Annotated in this window: 15 protein-coding genes; 6 read left to right on the forward strand and 9 right to left on the reverse strand. The window is 55.5% G+C overall.

Annotation, left to right across the window (positions count from 1 at the left end; all coding sequences use genetic code 11):
- Nucleotides 1-133: 133 nt before the first annotated feature.
- The 6 genes from ACR0ES_RS19610 to cuyA (ACR0ES_RS19635) all read right to left on the reverse strand — a co-directional run bounded on the left by ACR0ES_RS19610 (nucleotide 134) and on the right by cuyA (ACR0ES_RS19635) (nucleotide 5,430).
- Nucleotides 134-817 (reverse strand): IS6 family transposase, encoded by a 684-nt coding sequence (locus ACR0ES_RS19610; RefSeq protein WP_480773478.1) that lies wholly within the window; start codon nucleotides 815-817, stop codon nucleotides 134-136.
- A gap of 494 nt (nucleotides 818-1,311) precedes the next feature.
- Entirely contained in the window at nucleotides 1,312-2,040 is a 729-nt protein-coding gene (locus ACR0ES_RS19615) for an amino acid ABC transporter ATP-binding protein (protein WP_480484725.1), read from the reverse strand.
- On the reverse strand, nucleotides 2,037-2,693 hold the full coding sequence (locus ACR0ES_RS19620) for an amino acid ABC transporter permease (RefSeq protein ID WP_480484726.1): 657 nt from the start codon (nucleotides 2,691-2,693) through the stop codon (nucleotides 2,037-2,039). The genes ACR0ES_RS19615 and ACR0ES_RS19620 overlap by 4 nt, the downstream gene beginning before the upstream one ends.
- A 3-nt stretch (nucleotides 2,694-2,696) precedes the next feature.
- The gene (locus ACR0ES_RS19625) at nucleotides 2,697-3,413 is read right to left on the reverse strand and encodes an amino acid ABC transporter permease (RefSeq protein WP_480484727.1); all 717 of its coding nucleotides are present in this window, start codon (nucleotides 3,411-3,413) and stop codon (nucleotides 2,697-2,699) included.
- Between the two features lie 76 nt (nucleotides 3,414-3,489).
- The gene (locus ACR0ES_RS19630) at nucleotides 3,490-4,353 is read right to left on the reverse strand and encodes an amino acid ABC transporter substrate-binding protein (RefSeq protein ID WP_480484728.1); all 864 of its coding nucleotides are present in this window, start codon (nucleotides 4,351-4,353) and stop codon (nucleotides 3,490-3,492) included.
- A 30-nt stretch (nucleotides 4,354-4,383) separates the two neighbouring features.
- On the reverse strand, nucleotides 4,384-5,430 hold the full coding sequence (gene cuyA, locus ACR0ES_RS19635; protein WP_480508395.1) for a D-cysteate sulfo-lyase: 1,047 nt from the start codon (nucleotides 5,428-5,430) through the stop codon (nucleotides 4,384-4,386).
- Nucleotides 5,431-5,559: 129 nt separating this feature from the next.
- On the opposite strand from cuyA (ACR0ES_RS19635), the gene ACR0ES_RS19640 reads away from it, so the two are divergent.
- Nucleotides 5,560-6,447, forward strand: a complete 888-nt coding sequence (locus ACR0ES_RS19640) for a LysR family transcriptional regulator (RefSeq protein ID WP_480773480.1) — start codon at nucleotides 5,560-5,562, stop codon at nucleotides 6,445-6,447.
- A 57-nt stretch (nucleotides 6,448-6,504) separates the two neighbouring features.
- Here the strand turns inward: ACR0ES_RS19640 and ACR0ES_RS19645 are convergent, their stop codons facing one another.
- Nucleotides 6,505-7,398 carry a LysR family transcriptional regulator gene (locus ACR0ES_RS19645; protein ID WP_480773481.1) on the reverse strand — a complete coding sequence of 298 codons (894 nt, stop codon included), beginning with the start codon at nucleotides 7,396-7,398 and terminating at the stop codon, nucleotides 6,505-6,507.
- Between the two features lie 181 nt (nucleotides 7,399-7,579).
- On the opposite strand from ACR0ES_RS19645, the gene ACR0ES_RS19650 reads away from it, so the two are divergent.
- The 3 genes from ACR0ES_RS19650 (at nucleotide 7,580) to ACR0ES_RS19660 (ending at nucleotide 11,860) form a co-directional block, all read left to right on the forward strand.
- Complete coding sequence (locus ACR0ES_RS19650) at nucleotides 7,580-8,977, forward strand: aspartate ammonia-lyase (RefSeq protein ID WP_480484731.1); 1,398 nt, start codon at nucleotides 7,580-7,582, stop codon at nucleotides 8,975-8,977.
- Complete coding sequence (gene cuyB, locus ACR0ES_RS19655; protein WP_480871559.1) at nucleotides 8,974-10,407, forward strand: cysteate racemase; 1,434 nt, start codon at nucleotides 8,974-8,976, stop codon at nucleotides 10,405-10,407. Before ACR0ES_RS19650 ends, cuyB begins: the two co-directional genes overlap by 4 nt.
- Nucleotides 10,408-10,609: 202 nt before the next feature.
- Nucleotides 10,610-11,860, forward strand: a complete 1,251-nt coding sequence (locus ACR0ES_RS19660; protein WP_480529164.1) for a dicarboxylate/amino acid:cation symporter — start codon at nucleotides 10,610-10,612, stop codon at nucleotides 11,858-11,860.
- 232 nt (nucleotides 11,861-12,092) lie between these two features.
- Here ACR0ES_RS19660 and ACR0ES_RS19665 read toward each other — a convergent pair whose 3' ends face one another.
- Nucleotides 12,093-12,989 (reverse strand): LysR family transcriptional regulator, encoded by an 897-nt coding sequence (locus tag ACR0ES_RS19665; protein ID WP_480484734.1) that lies wholly within the window; start codon nucleotides 12,987-12,989, stop codon nucleotides 12,093-12,095.
- A 121-nt stretch (nucleotides 12,990-13,110) separates the two neighbouring features.
- On the opposite strand from ACR0ES_RS19665, the gene cuyA (ACR0ES_RS19670) reads away from it, so the two are divergent.
- Nucleotides 13,111-14,127: a D-cysteate sulfo-lyase gene (cuyA, locus tag ACR0ES_RS19670; RefSeq protein WP_480484735.1), complete on the forward strand. Its 1,017-nt coding sequence runs from the start codon at nucleotides 13,111-13,113 to the stop codon at nucleotides 14,125-14,127.
- A 79-nt stretch (nucleotides 14,128-14,206) separates the two neighbouring features.
- On the forward strand, nucleotides 14,207-15,193 hold the full coding sequence (locus ACR0ES_RS19675; RefSeq protein WP_480484736.1) for a YeiH family protein: 987 nt from the start codon (nucleotides 14,207-14,209) through the stop codon (nucleotides 15,191-15,193).
- Between the two features lie 53 nt (nucleotides 15,194-15,246).
- Here the strand turns inward: ACR0ES_RS19675 and ACR0ES_RS19680 are convergent, their stop codons facing one another.
- Complete coding sequence (locus ACR0ES_RS19680) at nucleotides 15,247-16,206, reverse strand: IS5 family transposase (protein ID WP_480773483.1); 960 nt, start codon at nucleotides 16,204-16,206, stop codon at nucleotides 15,247-15,249.
- Between the last annotated feature and the right edge of the window lie 156 nt (nucleotides 16,207-16,362).

Here is a 16,362-nt window from a genome sequence, read left to right on the forward strand (position 1 = left end):
GCTACCCTCCTGATGGTTTCCATCTCCAAAACCTACCAGATGAGAGATCAGGGGATGTCCATTCCATCAGAACCTGGAACGGTTGTGTTGCAAATTTTTGGAACGATCAAAGTAAGCGTCTTACTAGGCACACTTATCCTACGATCTCAGCAAACACCCGAAAGCCAGAGGTGGCTGCGCTGAAGAATTGCTGTTTCCGGATCATGTTGACGACTTTGATGCCATCCAACGTAGCGGACGCGGATGCGAATGATTTGAACCCACACATATGTCGAACACGCCGTTTTATGAACCGATGATCCTGCTCGATCATATTGTTCAAAAATTTGGACCTGATTGTCTGCACCTTGGCTTGGCAACCAAACCGCTTCAGAATCCTGTTCACTTCTCGAATGCCGGCTGCGTTGGCTCCGCTCTTATCGATGACGACTTTGTCTGGGATTCCGTTTGATGACAGCGCTTTGGTAAAGAACCTGGTTGCTGCGGGACCGTTTCTTCGCTCAGACAGCATAAAATCAAGGGTGTTCCCTGCTTTGTCGACGGCCCGATAGAGATACACCCACTTACCGCGCACACGGAGGTAGGTTTCGTCCATTCTCCAAGATTTCTGTGTTGGACGCTTTTTCGATTGCGCCCGCGCAGCGATCATCGGAAAATATTTTACAACCCATCTATTCAACGTGGCGTGATCGACGGAAACGCCCCGTTCAGCCATAATTTCTTCAAGGTCGCGATAGGAAACAGTGTGGCGCAAATAGAAAAACACAGCGTACAAAACCACATCCTTCGGGAAGTGGCAGCCTTTCAAAGAAACCATTCTGAAACCTGCTCGCGATTGATTTGAAAGCAACAAGCACCAGGGCACGCGATTTCGTCAACCTCGGTCAAAATTCGCGACACAACCAAATTTCCTATCGACAACTGCGTTCCGGAAAGACATCCCAAATTTGAGCTCTGCAAGGTCTCTACCCGGCTCTCCAGTTTCAAAAAACCAATCCAAGGGGATTGCTAGGCGCTTTCCAACCTGAGCTAAAAGCTCGGCCCTGGGCACCGAAGTTCCGGCCAAGTATCGGCTCATTTGCGTACGGTTCACACCTGCAACATCAGTCAAGAATTTCACTGACCCAACCTGTTTGGCGAGGTGGTTTAGTCGTGCTGCCAGCGCGTCCCGCATATCTGATTGGCTGGCCGTACCCCTTGTCATTTTCAACCTCTTTTCCAGCGAGAGCAGGGGAAAAGTTTACTCATCAACACGCTGTGTGTCTCCTATAATCTGAAACCAGTTTCAAACGCTTGCCCGGCATCGCAGGCCTAGTGGTTCAGAATCTTGCTCAGAAAATCCTGCGCTCGATCACTTTCCGGGTTGCCAAAAAACTGCTCGGTGGGACGGTCTTCAATTACCAGACCGGCATCCATGAACACCACCCGATCCGCCACCTTGCGTGCAAAGCCCATCTCGTGCGTGACAACCATCATTGTCATACCGTCCTTTGCCAGTTCGACCATCACATCCAGAACCTCATTGATCATTTCCGGATCAAGGGCCGAAGTCGGTTCATCAAACAGCATCGCAATCGGGTCCATAGCCAGCGCCCGGCTGATGGCGACCCTCTGCTGCTGTCCACCTGAAAGCTGCCCGGGAAATTTTTCGATATGTGGCAGGAGCCCAACCCGATTGATCAGAGCTTCAGCTTTGGCGTTGGCCTCGTCACGTGACCGGCCCAGGACTTTCTGCTGACCCAGACAAAGGTTCTCGCGCACGCTCATATGTGGGTAAAGCTCAAAGTGCTGGAACACCATACCAATGCGCGAGCGCAGCTTGGTAAGATTGGTGCCTTTTGCGGTGACATCCACGTCTTCAACCTGAATGCGGCCCTGCTGCACCGGCTCCAACCCGTTAACGCATTTGATAAGGGTGGACTTTCCTGATCCGGACGGACCGCAGACCACTACAACCTCGCCTTTTTTGACGTTGGTGGTGCAATCGGTCAGCACCTGAAAGTTGCCGTACCATTTAGAGATGTTTTCAATGCTGATCATGCTGTTTTGGCCTTCTGAAGGTGCCGGACAACAAGTGAACCGGCGAAGCAAATGCTGAAGTAGACAAGGGCGGCGAAGATATACATCTCAGCAAGCCGGCCCTCGGTTCGGGCGACAATAGATGAGGCGGTCATGAAGTCGCGCAAGCTGACAACAAAGACAAGGCTGGTATCCTGGAACAGAATGATGCCCTGCGTCACAAGGATCGGGATCATGTTCCGGAACGCCTGTGGCAGGACCACATAGCGCTGGATCTGCCAGTAGCTGAGGCCAGTGGCCTGTCCGGCATGCACCTGTCCTTTGCGGACTGACTGAATGCCTGCCCGGATAATTTCTGAATAGTAGGCCGCCTCGAACATGACAAAGGCGATCAGCGCTGAATAGAAGCCGCCAATCGGTCGACCCAAAGCAAGAGGCACCAGGAAGTAGAACCAGAAGATCACCAAGATCAGCGGCACCGAGCGGATCAGGTTCACATAACCTGCGGCGAGGAGAGCCAATGGCGCGATACCAGATAGCCGCATCAAGGCAAGGCCGGTCCCCAAAATGATACCGCCGATCACAGCAAGAAAGGTAAGCCATAGCGAGAGCTGCAAGCCCTGCCACAGAAATGGAAGATTGTTCCAGATGACGGAAAGATCAAAATCACCCATAATTCAGCCTTTTCCGACAAAACCCGGGATGCGGGTGTATTTTTCAAGAGTCTGCGCGATGACTGTCGCACCAAGAGCGATGACGACGTAGATGACCGTCGCTGCGGTAAAGGCCTCAAATCCCTGAAAAGTGTATTCCGCGATCTGCTGGCTTTGCGCCGTCAGTTCAAGAAGGCCGATGGTCAGCGCCAGTGAGGAATTCTTGAAGATAGTCAGGAATTCAGAGGTCATCGGCGGCACGATCAACCGGAAGGAAATCGGCAACAACACGTAGCGATATGTCTGCGCAGTCGAGAAGCCATTGGCATAGGCTGCGCTGGTCAACCCGTGACCGACGGCATTGATCCCGGCACGAACCTGTTCGGCAACGCGGCTTGCGGTGTAAAGTCCTAGACCGATAACAGCCGTAACATACTCGGGATTTGGCATGTCCCGCTTCATCCAACGACCCAGATCGTCCGGAACGATCTCAGGCATGACGAAGTACCACAGGAACAGTTGTACAAGAAGCGGCACATTACGAAAAAGTTCAACGTAGGTGGTGCAAAGTAAGGCAACAGGCCGCGATGGCAGTGTGCGCCCGACGCCAATTAGAACACCGACGGCCAGCGCAAGAACCCAGGCCACAAGCGCGACCGCAAAGGTCCACCCCAGCCCCGATATCAGCCAGCCAAGGTATTCCTCTTCAAAGAGGACACCCCAGTTCCAGTTGTAGTTCATGCTTTCTACCCTGATAAGAATGGTGCCGGGCCTCCCGCGCACGGTGCAGGCCCGACAGTGTTGCTACAGGAGGAGGTTATTCCGGCAGCGCATTAAGCTGGAACGCAGCCTTCAGCAGGTCTGTCTGACCGACACCCAGCGGATCGAACCACTTGGCATAGATGTCGTTGATCTCACCCGAGCGGAACACATCTGCCATAGCCTTCTTGCCGATCAGTTCAAAGGCGCTGTCGTCGCGGCGCACCATCAACGCATAGGGATCGAAAGACAGGAAATCACCGACCACCGCGAAATCTTCGGGGGTCTTGGATTTTGCAATGAGCCCGAACAGAAGGATGTGATCCGTGGCATAGACATCCACACGATCAGTTTCCAAAGACAACATGCCCTCGGCATGATCCCGCACCGGAAGAACCTTCACGTCCAGCCCCAGCTCTTCAATTGCCGCCTTGACGGCACGCTCGTTGGTGGTGCCCTGCGCCAACGCAACGGCCTTGCCGCCCAGATCTGCAACCGAATTGATGCCGGAGTCTTTACGGACCATCAGTTTGGTACCGGTGATGAAGGTCGTGGGCAGATATTCGACCTGCTCCTGACGGGTCAGGTTGTTCGTGGTCGAGCCGCATTCAAGGTCAATCGTGCCATTGGCCATCAGTGCAATCCGGGTCTTGGGGTTCACCGGCACATATTTGATCGTCAGTTCCTTACCCAGCTCGGCGGAAACCGCTTCGACCACCTTCATGCAAAGGTCGATCGAATACCCAACCGGATTTTGGTTCTCGTCCAGATAGGCAAACGGAACAGAGCTTTCCCGGTGTCCAATGACAATTTCGCCCGAGGCGTCAATCTTGGCCAAAGTTCCCGTGCGATCCTCAGCCACAGCCGGAGCAGAAAAGGCCAAGGCAAAAGCCAATACGGCCGCTGGTTTCATATATTTCATGGTTTTCTCCCTTAGTTTCTGTTGCTTTTGTTAGTCCTGATAGCCCGGCAGATCGAAAATGCCGGAATATCCAAATAACGCTGCACTTCCACCGGTGTGCAGAAACACAACATTATCCATTCCTTCGAAGTAGCCTTTGCGAACTTGATCAATCAGGCCATCGAGCCCTTTGCCCGAATAGACCGGGTCAAACAAAAGCCCTTCGAGTTGAGCCAGTTTCAGAAGCGCCGCACGCATGCCGTCGGTCGGCAGGCCGTAGCCTGGGCCAACATAATCACAGTTCGCGCGCACCGAGGTACGTTCAATCACGGCCCCCATTCCAAGGTAATCCATGGTCTTGCAGGCCAGGTCATAGACCATGCCTTCCTGTTTCCCCTGAGGTGCCCGAACACCGATCCCAAGCAAGTGAATGTTGCTGCCAAGGGCAGCAAGTCCAGCCACCAGTCCTGCTTGGGTTCCCGCACTGCCGGTGGCATGAACCAGGGCGTCAATCTTGAGACCGATGTTTCCGGCTTGCTCTTCCAACTCGGCGGCACAATTCACATAACCCAACGCCCCAACGCGATTGGAGCCGCCGCCCGGGATGATGTAGGTCTTGCGGCCCTGATCTTGCAGCGTGCTGGCCAAGGCTTCCATTTCAGCGTTCATGTCGGCACCACCTGCTCGTTTGGAAACGGTTGCGCCATGTAGCTGATCCAGCAGAACATTACCGTTGAAGTTATAAGTCTCGTCATTCGACCCGGTGCGATCCTCAAGCAGGATATGGCAGTTCAGCCCCAACCGGGCTGCTGCGGCTGCTGTCTGTCGTGCATGATTGGACTGGGTGGCGCCTTGTGTGATCACTGTGTCAGCACCCAGCTTCATGGCGTCGGCCATCAGAAATTCCAGTTTGCGAGTCTTGTTGCCGCCCGACGAAAGGCCCGTGCAGTCATCGCGCTTGACCCAGATGCGCGGCCCGCCCAGCTCGTCGCTCAACCTTTCCAGCGGCTCCAAAGGGGTCGGAAAATGACCAAAACGCACACGTGGAAAGTTCTCAAGCGCGCGCCTTACAAGCGCGAGGTTGCCGCCCACTGCCATAGCACCTTCTGCCGCTGCGGTTTGCATTGTGTACATTCCCCTTGCGTATTCTAAGTAAGGCTAAACGCAAAAAATCGTGTAGGATAATGCCAATATTGCAGTGTACCCGTACATAAGGTATGGGTAAGCATGGATACACGCCTTCTAGAAGACGCTCTGATCCTGTTGGAAGAGCGCAGCCTGACCGCCGCTGCCGCGCGCAGGAATGTAACACAACCCGCCTTTTCACGGCGCATTAGATCACTGGAACATTGGATCGGAAAAAGCTTGCTGGTCCGTGAGGCCAACCGGGTAGAGCTGTCTCCGACGCTACTACAAAGCGAACCTCAAATCCGGTCGCTGCTCGCGCATTTGCGGCAATTGCATGGGCATCTTAATAACCCGGAAGGCATCGGAGAACCGCTGGTGATGGCGACGCAGCACTCGCTTTCGGTGTCCGTCGTTCCGGAGATTCTTCGCAAACTCCGCGCACGCAGCGGATTGCCGCAAATCCGATTGCGCACGCAGAACCAGGTGACAGCGATGTCCACATTCCTGCGCCATGAATGCGACATTCTGGTGAGCTATGAATTCCGTGAGCTGCCCCAGGTGCCTTTCGACGACACCGTTGATCGTTACATTTGGCGGCGGGACACTTTGCTTCCGGTCGTCGGAGGCGCATTAAAATATGAGCTGCTGGAAGGTCAGATCCTACCACCGGACGCCCCCTGCATTGATTTCCCCGCAGACAGCTTTTTTGGGCAGATTGTTTTACTGCATCAAGCTAAAGCGGACCGTGCCTGGACGGGAAGATCGGCTGTGGAAAGCGCGTTTTCGGTGGGGATCTCCCAGATGGTTTTGGAAGGAAGCGGCGCTGCCTGGGTTCCTCACTCGCTCATCCAGAATCACATAATTACTGGCGATGCCGTCATCCTCTCTCCGGAATACGGCCGCCTGCCGCTGGATATTATTCTTTACACCCACGTTTCCAACCCGCGCGGTACGAACTTCAGAAAGATGGTCGCCGAAACAGAGTAAGGGCCAGGAAACCCGCCGTAAGCATCACCCTTCTCCATTACAGACTTGCGATGTGCCTTACAGGTTTTGAGCCATCATCCAAAAGCGTTCCAACTCTGCTCGGGACCTCTCGATCGAACGGTAGAGTTTGATGTCGATTGAAAGCTCGAATTCTGGTTGGCTGATCTTCTGCAAACTCCCGTCTTTCAACTCTCGATCCGCCGCGCTTTCGGGAAGGAATGCAACGCCAATTCCCGCAAGACAAGCGGACTTAAGCGCCTCGGCAACGGAGTTTTCATAGATGGGGCTCACAATGTGACTCAGACCTCCGCGATCCAGACAAACCTGGGACACGCGGCCCAGAAAACTGTCAGGAGTGTATGACAGCAATGGAACCGGGCTTTCCCCTTCGAAGCTGTATTTGGCTCGCCCATCAGCATCGACAACGCTGACGGCTATGATCCGGTCTTTTGCGATGGTCGAAGACGGGTATCGGTTTTCATCTGAAATAGTGGGCACGGTCGGATGGGAATAGCACAACATAAAGTCTGCGCTTCCGGATAAAATTGCCTCGGCGCAGCCGGAGAAGTTTTCCGCGACCAGCCTGGTTTTGGTGGGACCAAGATGGCTGGACATTCGTGTCAGCCAGTTCGGGAAGAAGGAAATTGCCAACGAATGAAGCGCGACGAAATCAAGCACCGATGCTTCCTGACGAGATAAGCCACGGATATCGCTTTTGGATTGCTTTAGTGCGGCAACCGTGTCGATTGCGGTTTGCTTGAATGCATGACCTGCTGACGTAAGCTCAACCGGGTGTACGCTCCTGTCAAACAATGGGGTCCCGGTCCAGTTTTCCAGGTTTTTGATCCGCCGCGTGAAAGCCGACTGGCTTATGTTGCGCGCATCCGCCGCGCGGGCAAATACCCCAGCAGCTGAAAGTGCCAAGAAGTCTTCCAGCCAATCGATCTCCATCTAAATTCTCCAATTGCAGAAACTTCACACGGTAGAAGCATGTTGCAAAATTCGCAACACCTTTGCGAAAGTTGTCATGGGTGGGCGGACTTGATGGCGGTACGGTCAGACCAACACACTCACAGAGTCTCGGCCCCTCGCATTTGATGCAGGCCGCGTGACCACAAAAAGGTCTCAGATCATGAAACAACACAGAACCGAATCCGACAGCCTTGGCCCGGTAAAGATCCCGCTGGCAGCGACCTGGGGCAGCCAGACCCAACGGGCGCTGGAAAATTTCCCGATTACGGGGGTGGCGATCAGCCACTATCCGGAATTGATTGTCGGACTGGCGTCGGTCAAAAAAGCCTGTGCTATGGCCAACAAGGACCTGGGCGTCCTGCCCCACCGGAAAGCGTCGGCCATTACGGATGTCTGTGACAAGATCATTGCCGGGGGCCATCACGATCAGTTTGTTGTTGATGTCATGCAGGGTGGTGCTGGCACATCGACCAACATGAATGCCAATGAAGTCATTGCAAATCTTGGGCTGGAAAAGCTTGGGGCAGATCATGGCGATTACAGCCAGCTTCATCCGAATGATGATGTGAACCGGTCACAATCCACAAATGACGTTTACCCCACAGCAATCCGTCTGGCTGTTCTGTCCAGGATCGCGCCTATGATTGAAGCAATGCATCTGCTGACCAAATCCTTCGACCAAAAGGCATGTGAGTTTCAGCATATTATGAAGGTCGGGCGTACCCAACTTCAGGACGCTGTACCCATGCCACTTGGTGCGGAGTTCCGGGGGTTTGCCACAACAATCAACGAGGATGCCGACCGGTTGAGGGACCTGTCGCGCCTTCTGACAGAAGTGAACCTTGGAGGCACGGCCATTGGCACCGGCATCAATGCCCCCGAAAGGTTTGGCGAAGTCGCTTTGGCGCATTTGCGCGACATTACCGGCGAGCCACTTAAACTGGCCCCGGACCTGATTGAGGCTTCATCTGATCTGGGTGCCTTTGTGATGTTCTCAAGCACGCTCAAGCGGGTTGGCATCAAACTGTCTAAGATCTGTAATGATTTACGCCTAATGTCCTCTGGGCCGCGGGCTGGGCTTGGAGAAATCATTCTGCCCGCGGTTCAGGCAGGATCGTCCATTATGCCCGGCAAGATAAACCCGGTTATTCCCGAAGTTGTAAATCAGGTTTGCTATCAGGCAATCGGAAATGACCTGACCGTCACAATGGCCGCCGAGGCCGGCCAGTTCCAGCTCAACGCGATGGAGCCGGTCATCATCCATAAAGTGTTGGAAACCATGGGGTCTCTGACCAATGCAATGAATGTGCTGCGGACCCGCTGCGTGGACGGTATCGTTGCGGATGAGAAAAGATGCGAGATGTTGCTGAGCAACAGCCTTGTACATGTCACCGCACTGGCCCCGGTGATCGGATATGAGGCTGCCACCAAACTTGCAAAATATGCACAGGCGCATGGCTTGAACCTGCAAGAGGCCGCAAAACCCGCTTTGCCAGGAGAACTTGCCGAGACTGCATTGCAGCACATGCACGGCAGGGCTCCGGAGATTGCCCAATGAACAAAAGCCAATCTTTACGCATAGGAATCGTTGGCGGCCTGGGCGCCCTTGCCGGAGCCGACCTGCTGAACAGAATTGTTCAAAGGACACCGGTCAGGTCGGAAGAAGACCACAGGGAATTGATATTTCACCAGAAACCGCTGCGCGAACCAGCCTCCCCCAAAGAGCTGAGCTACAGCCCAACACACCGAAAACTCTATGTTTTTGACACACTGTCCCGCATGGAACGGGATGGATGTGACGTGGCGCTGCTTCCATGTTTTGTCACCCATAGCTTTCTGCATGAACTGCAGGACGAGCTTGAACTGAAGCTGATCAGCATGACAGAGGCGATCGCCGCCGCCGTTACCAGACTGCGTCCCGAGCCGACAAAGATTGGTGTCATCACGACGCCTTTTGTCAGGAAAACTGGTTTGTTCGAGAACCTGTTTGGCAGGGAAATACAGATCCTCCATCCCCGGGAAGATCTGGAAAGTGCCGTCATGGAGGCCGTATATGGACGCATCGGTTTCAAAGCAGGACACTGCAATGAAGACGTTCTGAAACCCATAAATGCCGCCCTGACCAACCTATTCGAACAAGGCGCGACCGTGTTTGTGCCCGGTCTTTCTGAACTGCCCTTGTTGCTCAACCAGCTTGACCTGCCAGACAACATGACGGCCATAGACACGGCAGCGGTTTACGCGGATTACGCCCTGCAAGAGACCCAGCCAGACCGCCGTCACCGGTTCAAAGTTGGAGTGGTCGGCGGTGTCGGACCTGCCGCAACCGTAGATTTCCTTGCCAAACTGGTCAAAGGGACCGAGGCGACCCGCGATCAGGATCACATAAAAGTCTTGGTTGAACAGAACCCGCAGATTCCTGACCGCACTGAAAATCTGGTCCGCGCAGGCACCGATCCAACTGTCGCCCTCTATTCTACCTGCAAAAAACTGGAACGCGGTGGTGCTGATATGCTGGTCATCCCTTGCAACACCGCCCACGCGTATGTCGATCGGATTCAGCGCCACCTTGATATTCCGATCATCAGTATCCTTGCCGCGACCACTGAACACATTAAAGAAACCGCCCCAGAGACGCGTGTGGTCGGGGTCCTCGGCACGGATGGAACAATACAAAGTGGCTTGTATCAGACAGCACTTGATGAGGCAGGCCTTGCCCACATCATTCCCGATGACGATCATCAAAACCTAGTCATGGATTCAATTTATGGCCCGTTTGGCGTCAAAGCTGGATATACCGACGGCCTCTGCAAAGAACAGATTAGCCGGGCCTTTTCCCATCTGGTTGCGCGCGGAGCCGAGGCAATCATTCTCGGCTGTACGGAATTGCCGCTCATCGTGACTGAAAGCGCAGACGCATTGGGGGCGCTTCCTGTCGACCCGACCGATGTGCTCGCCCGCAAATGTGTACAGCTCGCAAAATTCTAGGCGCCACCGAAACTTTATCCGACAGAAGAAACGGTATTGCAAATATTGCAATGCCGTTTCTCTATTTGCGCAACCATGACCGGCACGACGGTGTTACCTTGCGGCGACTGCAGGCAGCTCATTCCAGTTGACTGCCATGGAAAGGGAGAACCTATTGATGAATACCAGTCGCAAAACAGGGTTTATGGCACCTTGGAGGAATATGCTTCTTTGGAAGCAAATCGTGATCGCGCTTGTTCTTGGGGTGGTTACGGGCGTGTTGCTGAACGCAACCGGAAACGCAGCAATTGCGGGCATGATCAAGAACATTGGAACCCTGTTCCTGTCGCTTATCAAAATGCTGATTGTCCCGTTGATCTTCGTATCGCTCGTTTGCGGTATGACATCGGTCAGCGACATGGCCCGCATGGGGCGAATTGGCCTGAAGTCGATTGTATTCTATCTGGGCACAACTGCATTCGCGATCACGATTGGACTCGCTTTGGGCCTGCTGTTGCAACCCGGCGCAGGAATTGATCTGAGCACCGCAGCCGCAATGGAACCCAAAGCATCTCCGCCTTTCATCCAGCAACTTATCGGGATCGTTCCCAAAAACCCAATCGCCGCTGCCGCGGATGGCAACGTGCTTCAGATCATTTTCTTTGCGATTATGTTCGGTCTGGCCATCAACCTGGTGGGTGACGCTGGAAAGCCGGTCAGGGATTTCTTTGAAGCCCTAAATTCCGTCATCTTGAAGCTGACTGAGATTGTGATCAGTTTTGCACCATATGGTGTGTTTGCACTGATGGCCTGGGTCGCCGGAACCTATGGTCTGGATCTCCTGTTGCCTTTGGGAACCGTGATTGCTGCGCTCTATATTGGTTGCGTTCTGCATGCCGTCATTGTTTATGGCGGGCTTGTTTCGATCTTTGCGCGCTTGAACCCAATTCGCTTCTTCCAAGGCATCATCGAGCCGCAGATCGTGGCCTTCACCAGCACCTCCTCTTCGGGGACACTGCCGGTCACGATGACGGCGGTTCAGCAGAACCTTGGCGTGAACCGGTCGGTTGCAAGCTTTACGCTGCCGCTTGGCGCGACAATCAACATGGACGGAACCGCCATGTACCAAGGCGTTGCGGCTCTTTTCGTGGCACAGGCCTTTGGGATAGAGCTGGGCATGTCGGAATATGTCACAATCATTCTGACGTCGACACTTGCCTCCATCGGCACCGCTGGTGTGCCGGGTGCCGGGCTGGTGATGCTGTCGCTTGTTCTGAGCTCGGTTGGCCTGCCTTTGGAAGGTGTTGCCATCATCGCAGGCATCGACCGCATTCTCGACATGGCACGTACATCGCTCAACGTTACGGGCGACGCAGCCTGCACCGTTATTATTGCGAAATCCGAAGATCAACTGGATCTGGATGCCTACGATACGCCCCATGTGCTAAAATCACCCGACGTTTCGCGGGCGTAAGTGACAAAGCACATCACAGCGGCCGCCCCGAAAAGGGCGGTCGTTTTTCTGCTCAGGACGTCGCCTGGTTAATGCCGTCACCCTCCGCCCTTATCCCAACGCGTAAATTCAATTAAGTTGATCCCCGGTAATGACACAGGTTGGCGGGGAAAATTGGCCGGCCACGCTGACCCTGTCCTTGTTCTGCTCGCTTGAGCGTCTGGACAAAACCGGCGAGCAGGTCTGGAACGCGCTATAGTCCCACGGACGGTTCGGGAATATTTGTCAGATCAGACCAGATTTGCGCGGTCCCCTCGCCCTGTTGATCAGAGAGGCGGATCAGCATGATGCCCAGATCCTGATGCGGCAGGTCATGTAACCGCCGCAGCCGCCCTTCGGTTAAATGCCGCTTGACCAGGGTCAGCGGCAACCACGCCACCCCAATGCCATCCAGCGCGTATTCACAGGCGGCAAGCGTCAGTGCAGTTTCCGCCTTTGGGGACAGCATCACGCCTTCGGGCAACAGGGGCAGAATGCTTTGGCTGAACAGGCGCCCCAGGAAAACATCTGGGGGATATGAGATGAACGGGATCTCGGGGTCATCAACGTGGAGCGCAAGATCGGGTGACGCCACCGGCACCAATGTATCGCCGCCCAGCCGCCGCATTTCAAACGCCTGTGGCACCGCAGGGCCGGGGGCCTCCGGGCGTTCATATGTCATTGCGAAATCGGCCTCGCCGGACAAAAGCAGCATCAGGCAATTGTCCCGATTTCCGGATCGCACCCGCACGGAAATGTCCTGCGATTGGGTCAGTTGCCGCACCACCCACGGCGAGATTGTGGTGGTGATGGCGTGCTGGCACACAAAAGTCACATCCCGCTTTGCGCCCTCTGCGGCCGCTTTCAAGTCGTGTTGCAGGCGACGCAGCCGCGCGCCAAGCTCTCGCAGTTCTGGTTCCGTCGCCTGCACGCCGGGCAGGATGGTGACCGGCTTGCAGGACCGGTCAAACAGGGGTGCACCGATGCGCTCTTCGATCAATCGCACGCGCCGCGTGAACGCCGATTGGGTCAGAAACCGCCGCTCTGCCGCCCGTGTCAGGGACCCCGTGTCGATCACCGCCAGGATGTCATCAATCCAATCCAACTGCATGATGTCACCATAGCGGCACACTGATATTATGCAAGATGTGCATTTTATAGCGCATATTTCGAATTAGAATAGTGGGAATGACCTCCATAAAATGCGAGAAAACCAATTTAGGAGTTTTCCGATGCATCTCTCCCGTTACCCCCGCCGCTTCATCGCCCACCTGCCCACCCCGCTTGAGCGCCTGGACCGTCTGACCGCAGAGCTCGGCGGCCCGGAAATCTGGATCAAACGTGACGATTGCACCGGCCTGTCCACCGGCGGCAACAAGACCCGCAAGCTGGAATTCCTGATGGCCGAGGCCGAGTTGCAGGGCGCAGAGATGGTGATGACCCAGGGGGCAACCCAATCAAACCACGCGCGCCAAACGGCTGCTTTTGCGGCGAAACTGGGCATGGAGTGCCACATCCTTTTGGAGGATCGCACCGGCTCCACCAACCACAACTACAATTACAACGGCAATGTTCTGCTGGACCATCTGCATGGCGCCACCACCGAAAAGCGCCCCGGTGGTCTGGACATGAATGCCGAGATGGAAGCGGCTGCCGACAAGCTGCGCGCAGATGGCAAAAAAGTGTACACCATCCCCGGGGGCGGGTCGAACCCGACCGGTGCGCTGGGCTATGTGAACTGCGCGTTTGAGATGCTGGCGCAAGCCAATGATCGCGGGTTGAAGCTCGACCACATCGTTCACGCCACCGGCAGCGCAGGCACGCAGGCCGGTCTGATTGTGGGTTTGAAAGCAATGAACGCACAGATTCCTCTTCTGGGCATCGGCGTACGTGCGCCCAAACCGAAACAGGAAGAAAACGTCTATAACCTCGCCTGTGCCACCGCCGAAAAGCTGGGCTGTGCCGGTGTCGTGCAGCGCGAAGATGTGGTCGCCAACACCGATTACGTCGGCGAAGGTTATGGCATCCCGACCGACAGCGGCATCGAGGCGATCCAGATGTTTGCCGAGCTGGAATCGATCCTTCTCGACCCGGTCTATTCCGCCAAGGGGGCCGCGGGTTTCATTGATCTGATCCGCAAAGGTCACTTCAAGAAAGGCGAACGTGTCGTCTTCCTGCACACTGGCGGGTCGGTCGCGCTCTTTGGTTACGACGCGGCCTTTGATCACAGCAATCGCTGGGTCGGCTGACGCCAGACAGTACCAGGTGTGTGCGGCCTGACACAGGCTGCGCGCGCCAATTTCACATTCCCGCAGTCAGGAGCGAACCATGGTGTCGCTGATCAGGTCCCGCTGGGACACCCACTTTGGTGGCATTCTTCTGGTGTGCGTGATTGCCGCCGCCGCGACCTTTCTGTCCGAACATTACGGCGCGCCTGCGATGCTGTTTGCACTGCTGATCGGCATGGCGTTCCACTTTCTTTATGACGATCAGAAATTCACCCCGGGGCTGGAGTTTTCCGCCAAAACGCTGTTGCGATTCGGGGTCGGCCTGTTGGGCCTGCATCTAAGCATTGGGGATGTGGAAAGTGTCGGGCTGGGCGCGGTGGGCGCGGTTGTCGGCTTTGTCATGGCAACACTGGCCTGCGGGGCAATCCTGTCCTTTCTCTTCGGTCGCAAACTGGCCTTTGGCCTGTTGGCGGGCGGGTCTGTGGCGATCTGCGGGGCCTCGGCCGCCCTTGCCATCACCTCGGTTCTGCCCGCGAAAGATGACCGCGAACAGGATACGCTGTTTGTTGTGATCGGCGTCACCGCCCTGTCGACCATCGCAATGATTGCCTATCCGGTCTTGTTTGCGGCCCTGGGGATGAGCGATCTGGAAAGCGGATTTCTGATCGGGGCGACCATTCACGATGTGGCCCAGGTTGTTGGTGCCGGATATTCGATCAGTGACGAGGCGGGGGTGATTGCGACCTTCGTCAAGATGGTGCGCGTGGCCTTGTTGCCGGTGGTGATGATTGTGGTCATGGCGAGCTTTCGCGGCGCACAATCCCAGAAGATCATCCTGCCGTGGTTCCTTGTCATGTTTGTCGCGCTGGCGATTTTGACAAATACCGGGCTGGTGCCGCAGGTGATCACCGATGCAATCGCCACCCTGTCCGGCTGGTGTCTGGTCATCGCGATTTCTGCCCTTGGGGTGAAAACCAGCCTTGCCACCATTCTGCGCGTCAAGCCCAGCTATGGCCTTATTCTTGTCGTCGAAACCCTCTTCCTTCTTGCGATTGCCGTGGCATTTGTCATGGGCTTTGGCTTTTAAGACTGTGTTGCACGAATAGCGGCTGGGCCGCATTTGCCCCTTTCCCCGGTTCGTTATGCGACACGTTCATAGGTCGCACGACCGAGATGGGTCATGCGGTTGAGAGCTTTGACAGCGATCTTGGTTTCGGTTGTCTGACTCTCCATTTTGCGGCTGCGCAGCTCCGGTCCGATGACCTGTTTGTAGCGCCCGATCTGGGCCTCGCCGCGTGATCTTTGGCCATAGCCAGTGGCCTTCTTCCAGGCCATACGACCTCCCTTGGCGATCATGTCGATATGGGCGTTGCGTGTTTTGCAATCACCTGGGACGGCATTCTTCGGCGGCGGTACGATCAGTTCGACATCCGATCCCAACGCCTGCCGGATCGTCGCTGTGGTCGGCGCACCATCATAGGCGCCGTCGCCGATGATACGATGAACAGGACCTGCCACATCAGCCAGCAATTCGGGCAGTGCGCCGGCGTCTCCGATGTGCTCGGTTGTCAGGCAGGAGGCCATAAGCTCCGCGCTCTCGGGAACGAAGCCGATGTGCAGTTTGCACCATGTTTTACGGGCCTTCGGTAACCCGTGTTTCTTCTGCATCCAGTCTCGACCGCTGTGAACGCGAAGCCCTGTGCTGTCTACGATCAGCGTCACTGGGCCGTTCGTGGGCCGGGTGTTCGGTGTGATCCGAAGCAATTGTGCGCGCCGGCAGAGCGTGGAAAAATCCGAAACGGGAACGTCGATCTGCATGAGCCGTAGTAGGCTTCGTACAAACCCTTGCGTTTGCCGAAGCGGCAGGCCGAAGACGGCGCGCAGGGTCAGGCAGGTCTCAATCGCCAGGTCAGAATACTGCCGCTGACCACCACGTTTCCCCGACCTTGGGGCGCACCACCCGGATACCGCATCCTCGCTGAACCAGACCGTAACATCACCACGCTGGCGAAGCGCCTCGTTGTACTCAGGCCAGTTCGTGACCCGGTACTTGGCCTTCTCAAACTTGTCCCGCCGCGTCGCGTTGTGCTTGAAAGGCATCCCGCCATCCCGTCATTAAATCAAGCAACTGGCTACGCCGATGAAACGATCCGTGCAACACGGTCGGATGAACCGCAGGCATCCATGCCTACGACGCAGGGCGGAAGCGTCTCAAAAAAGGCCAGTAGCTTCGCGCGCTTGATCGGCTTGTTGAAA

The sequence above is a fragment of the Ruegeria sp. N7 genome (genome assembly GCF_056531345.1).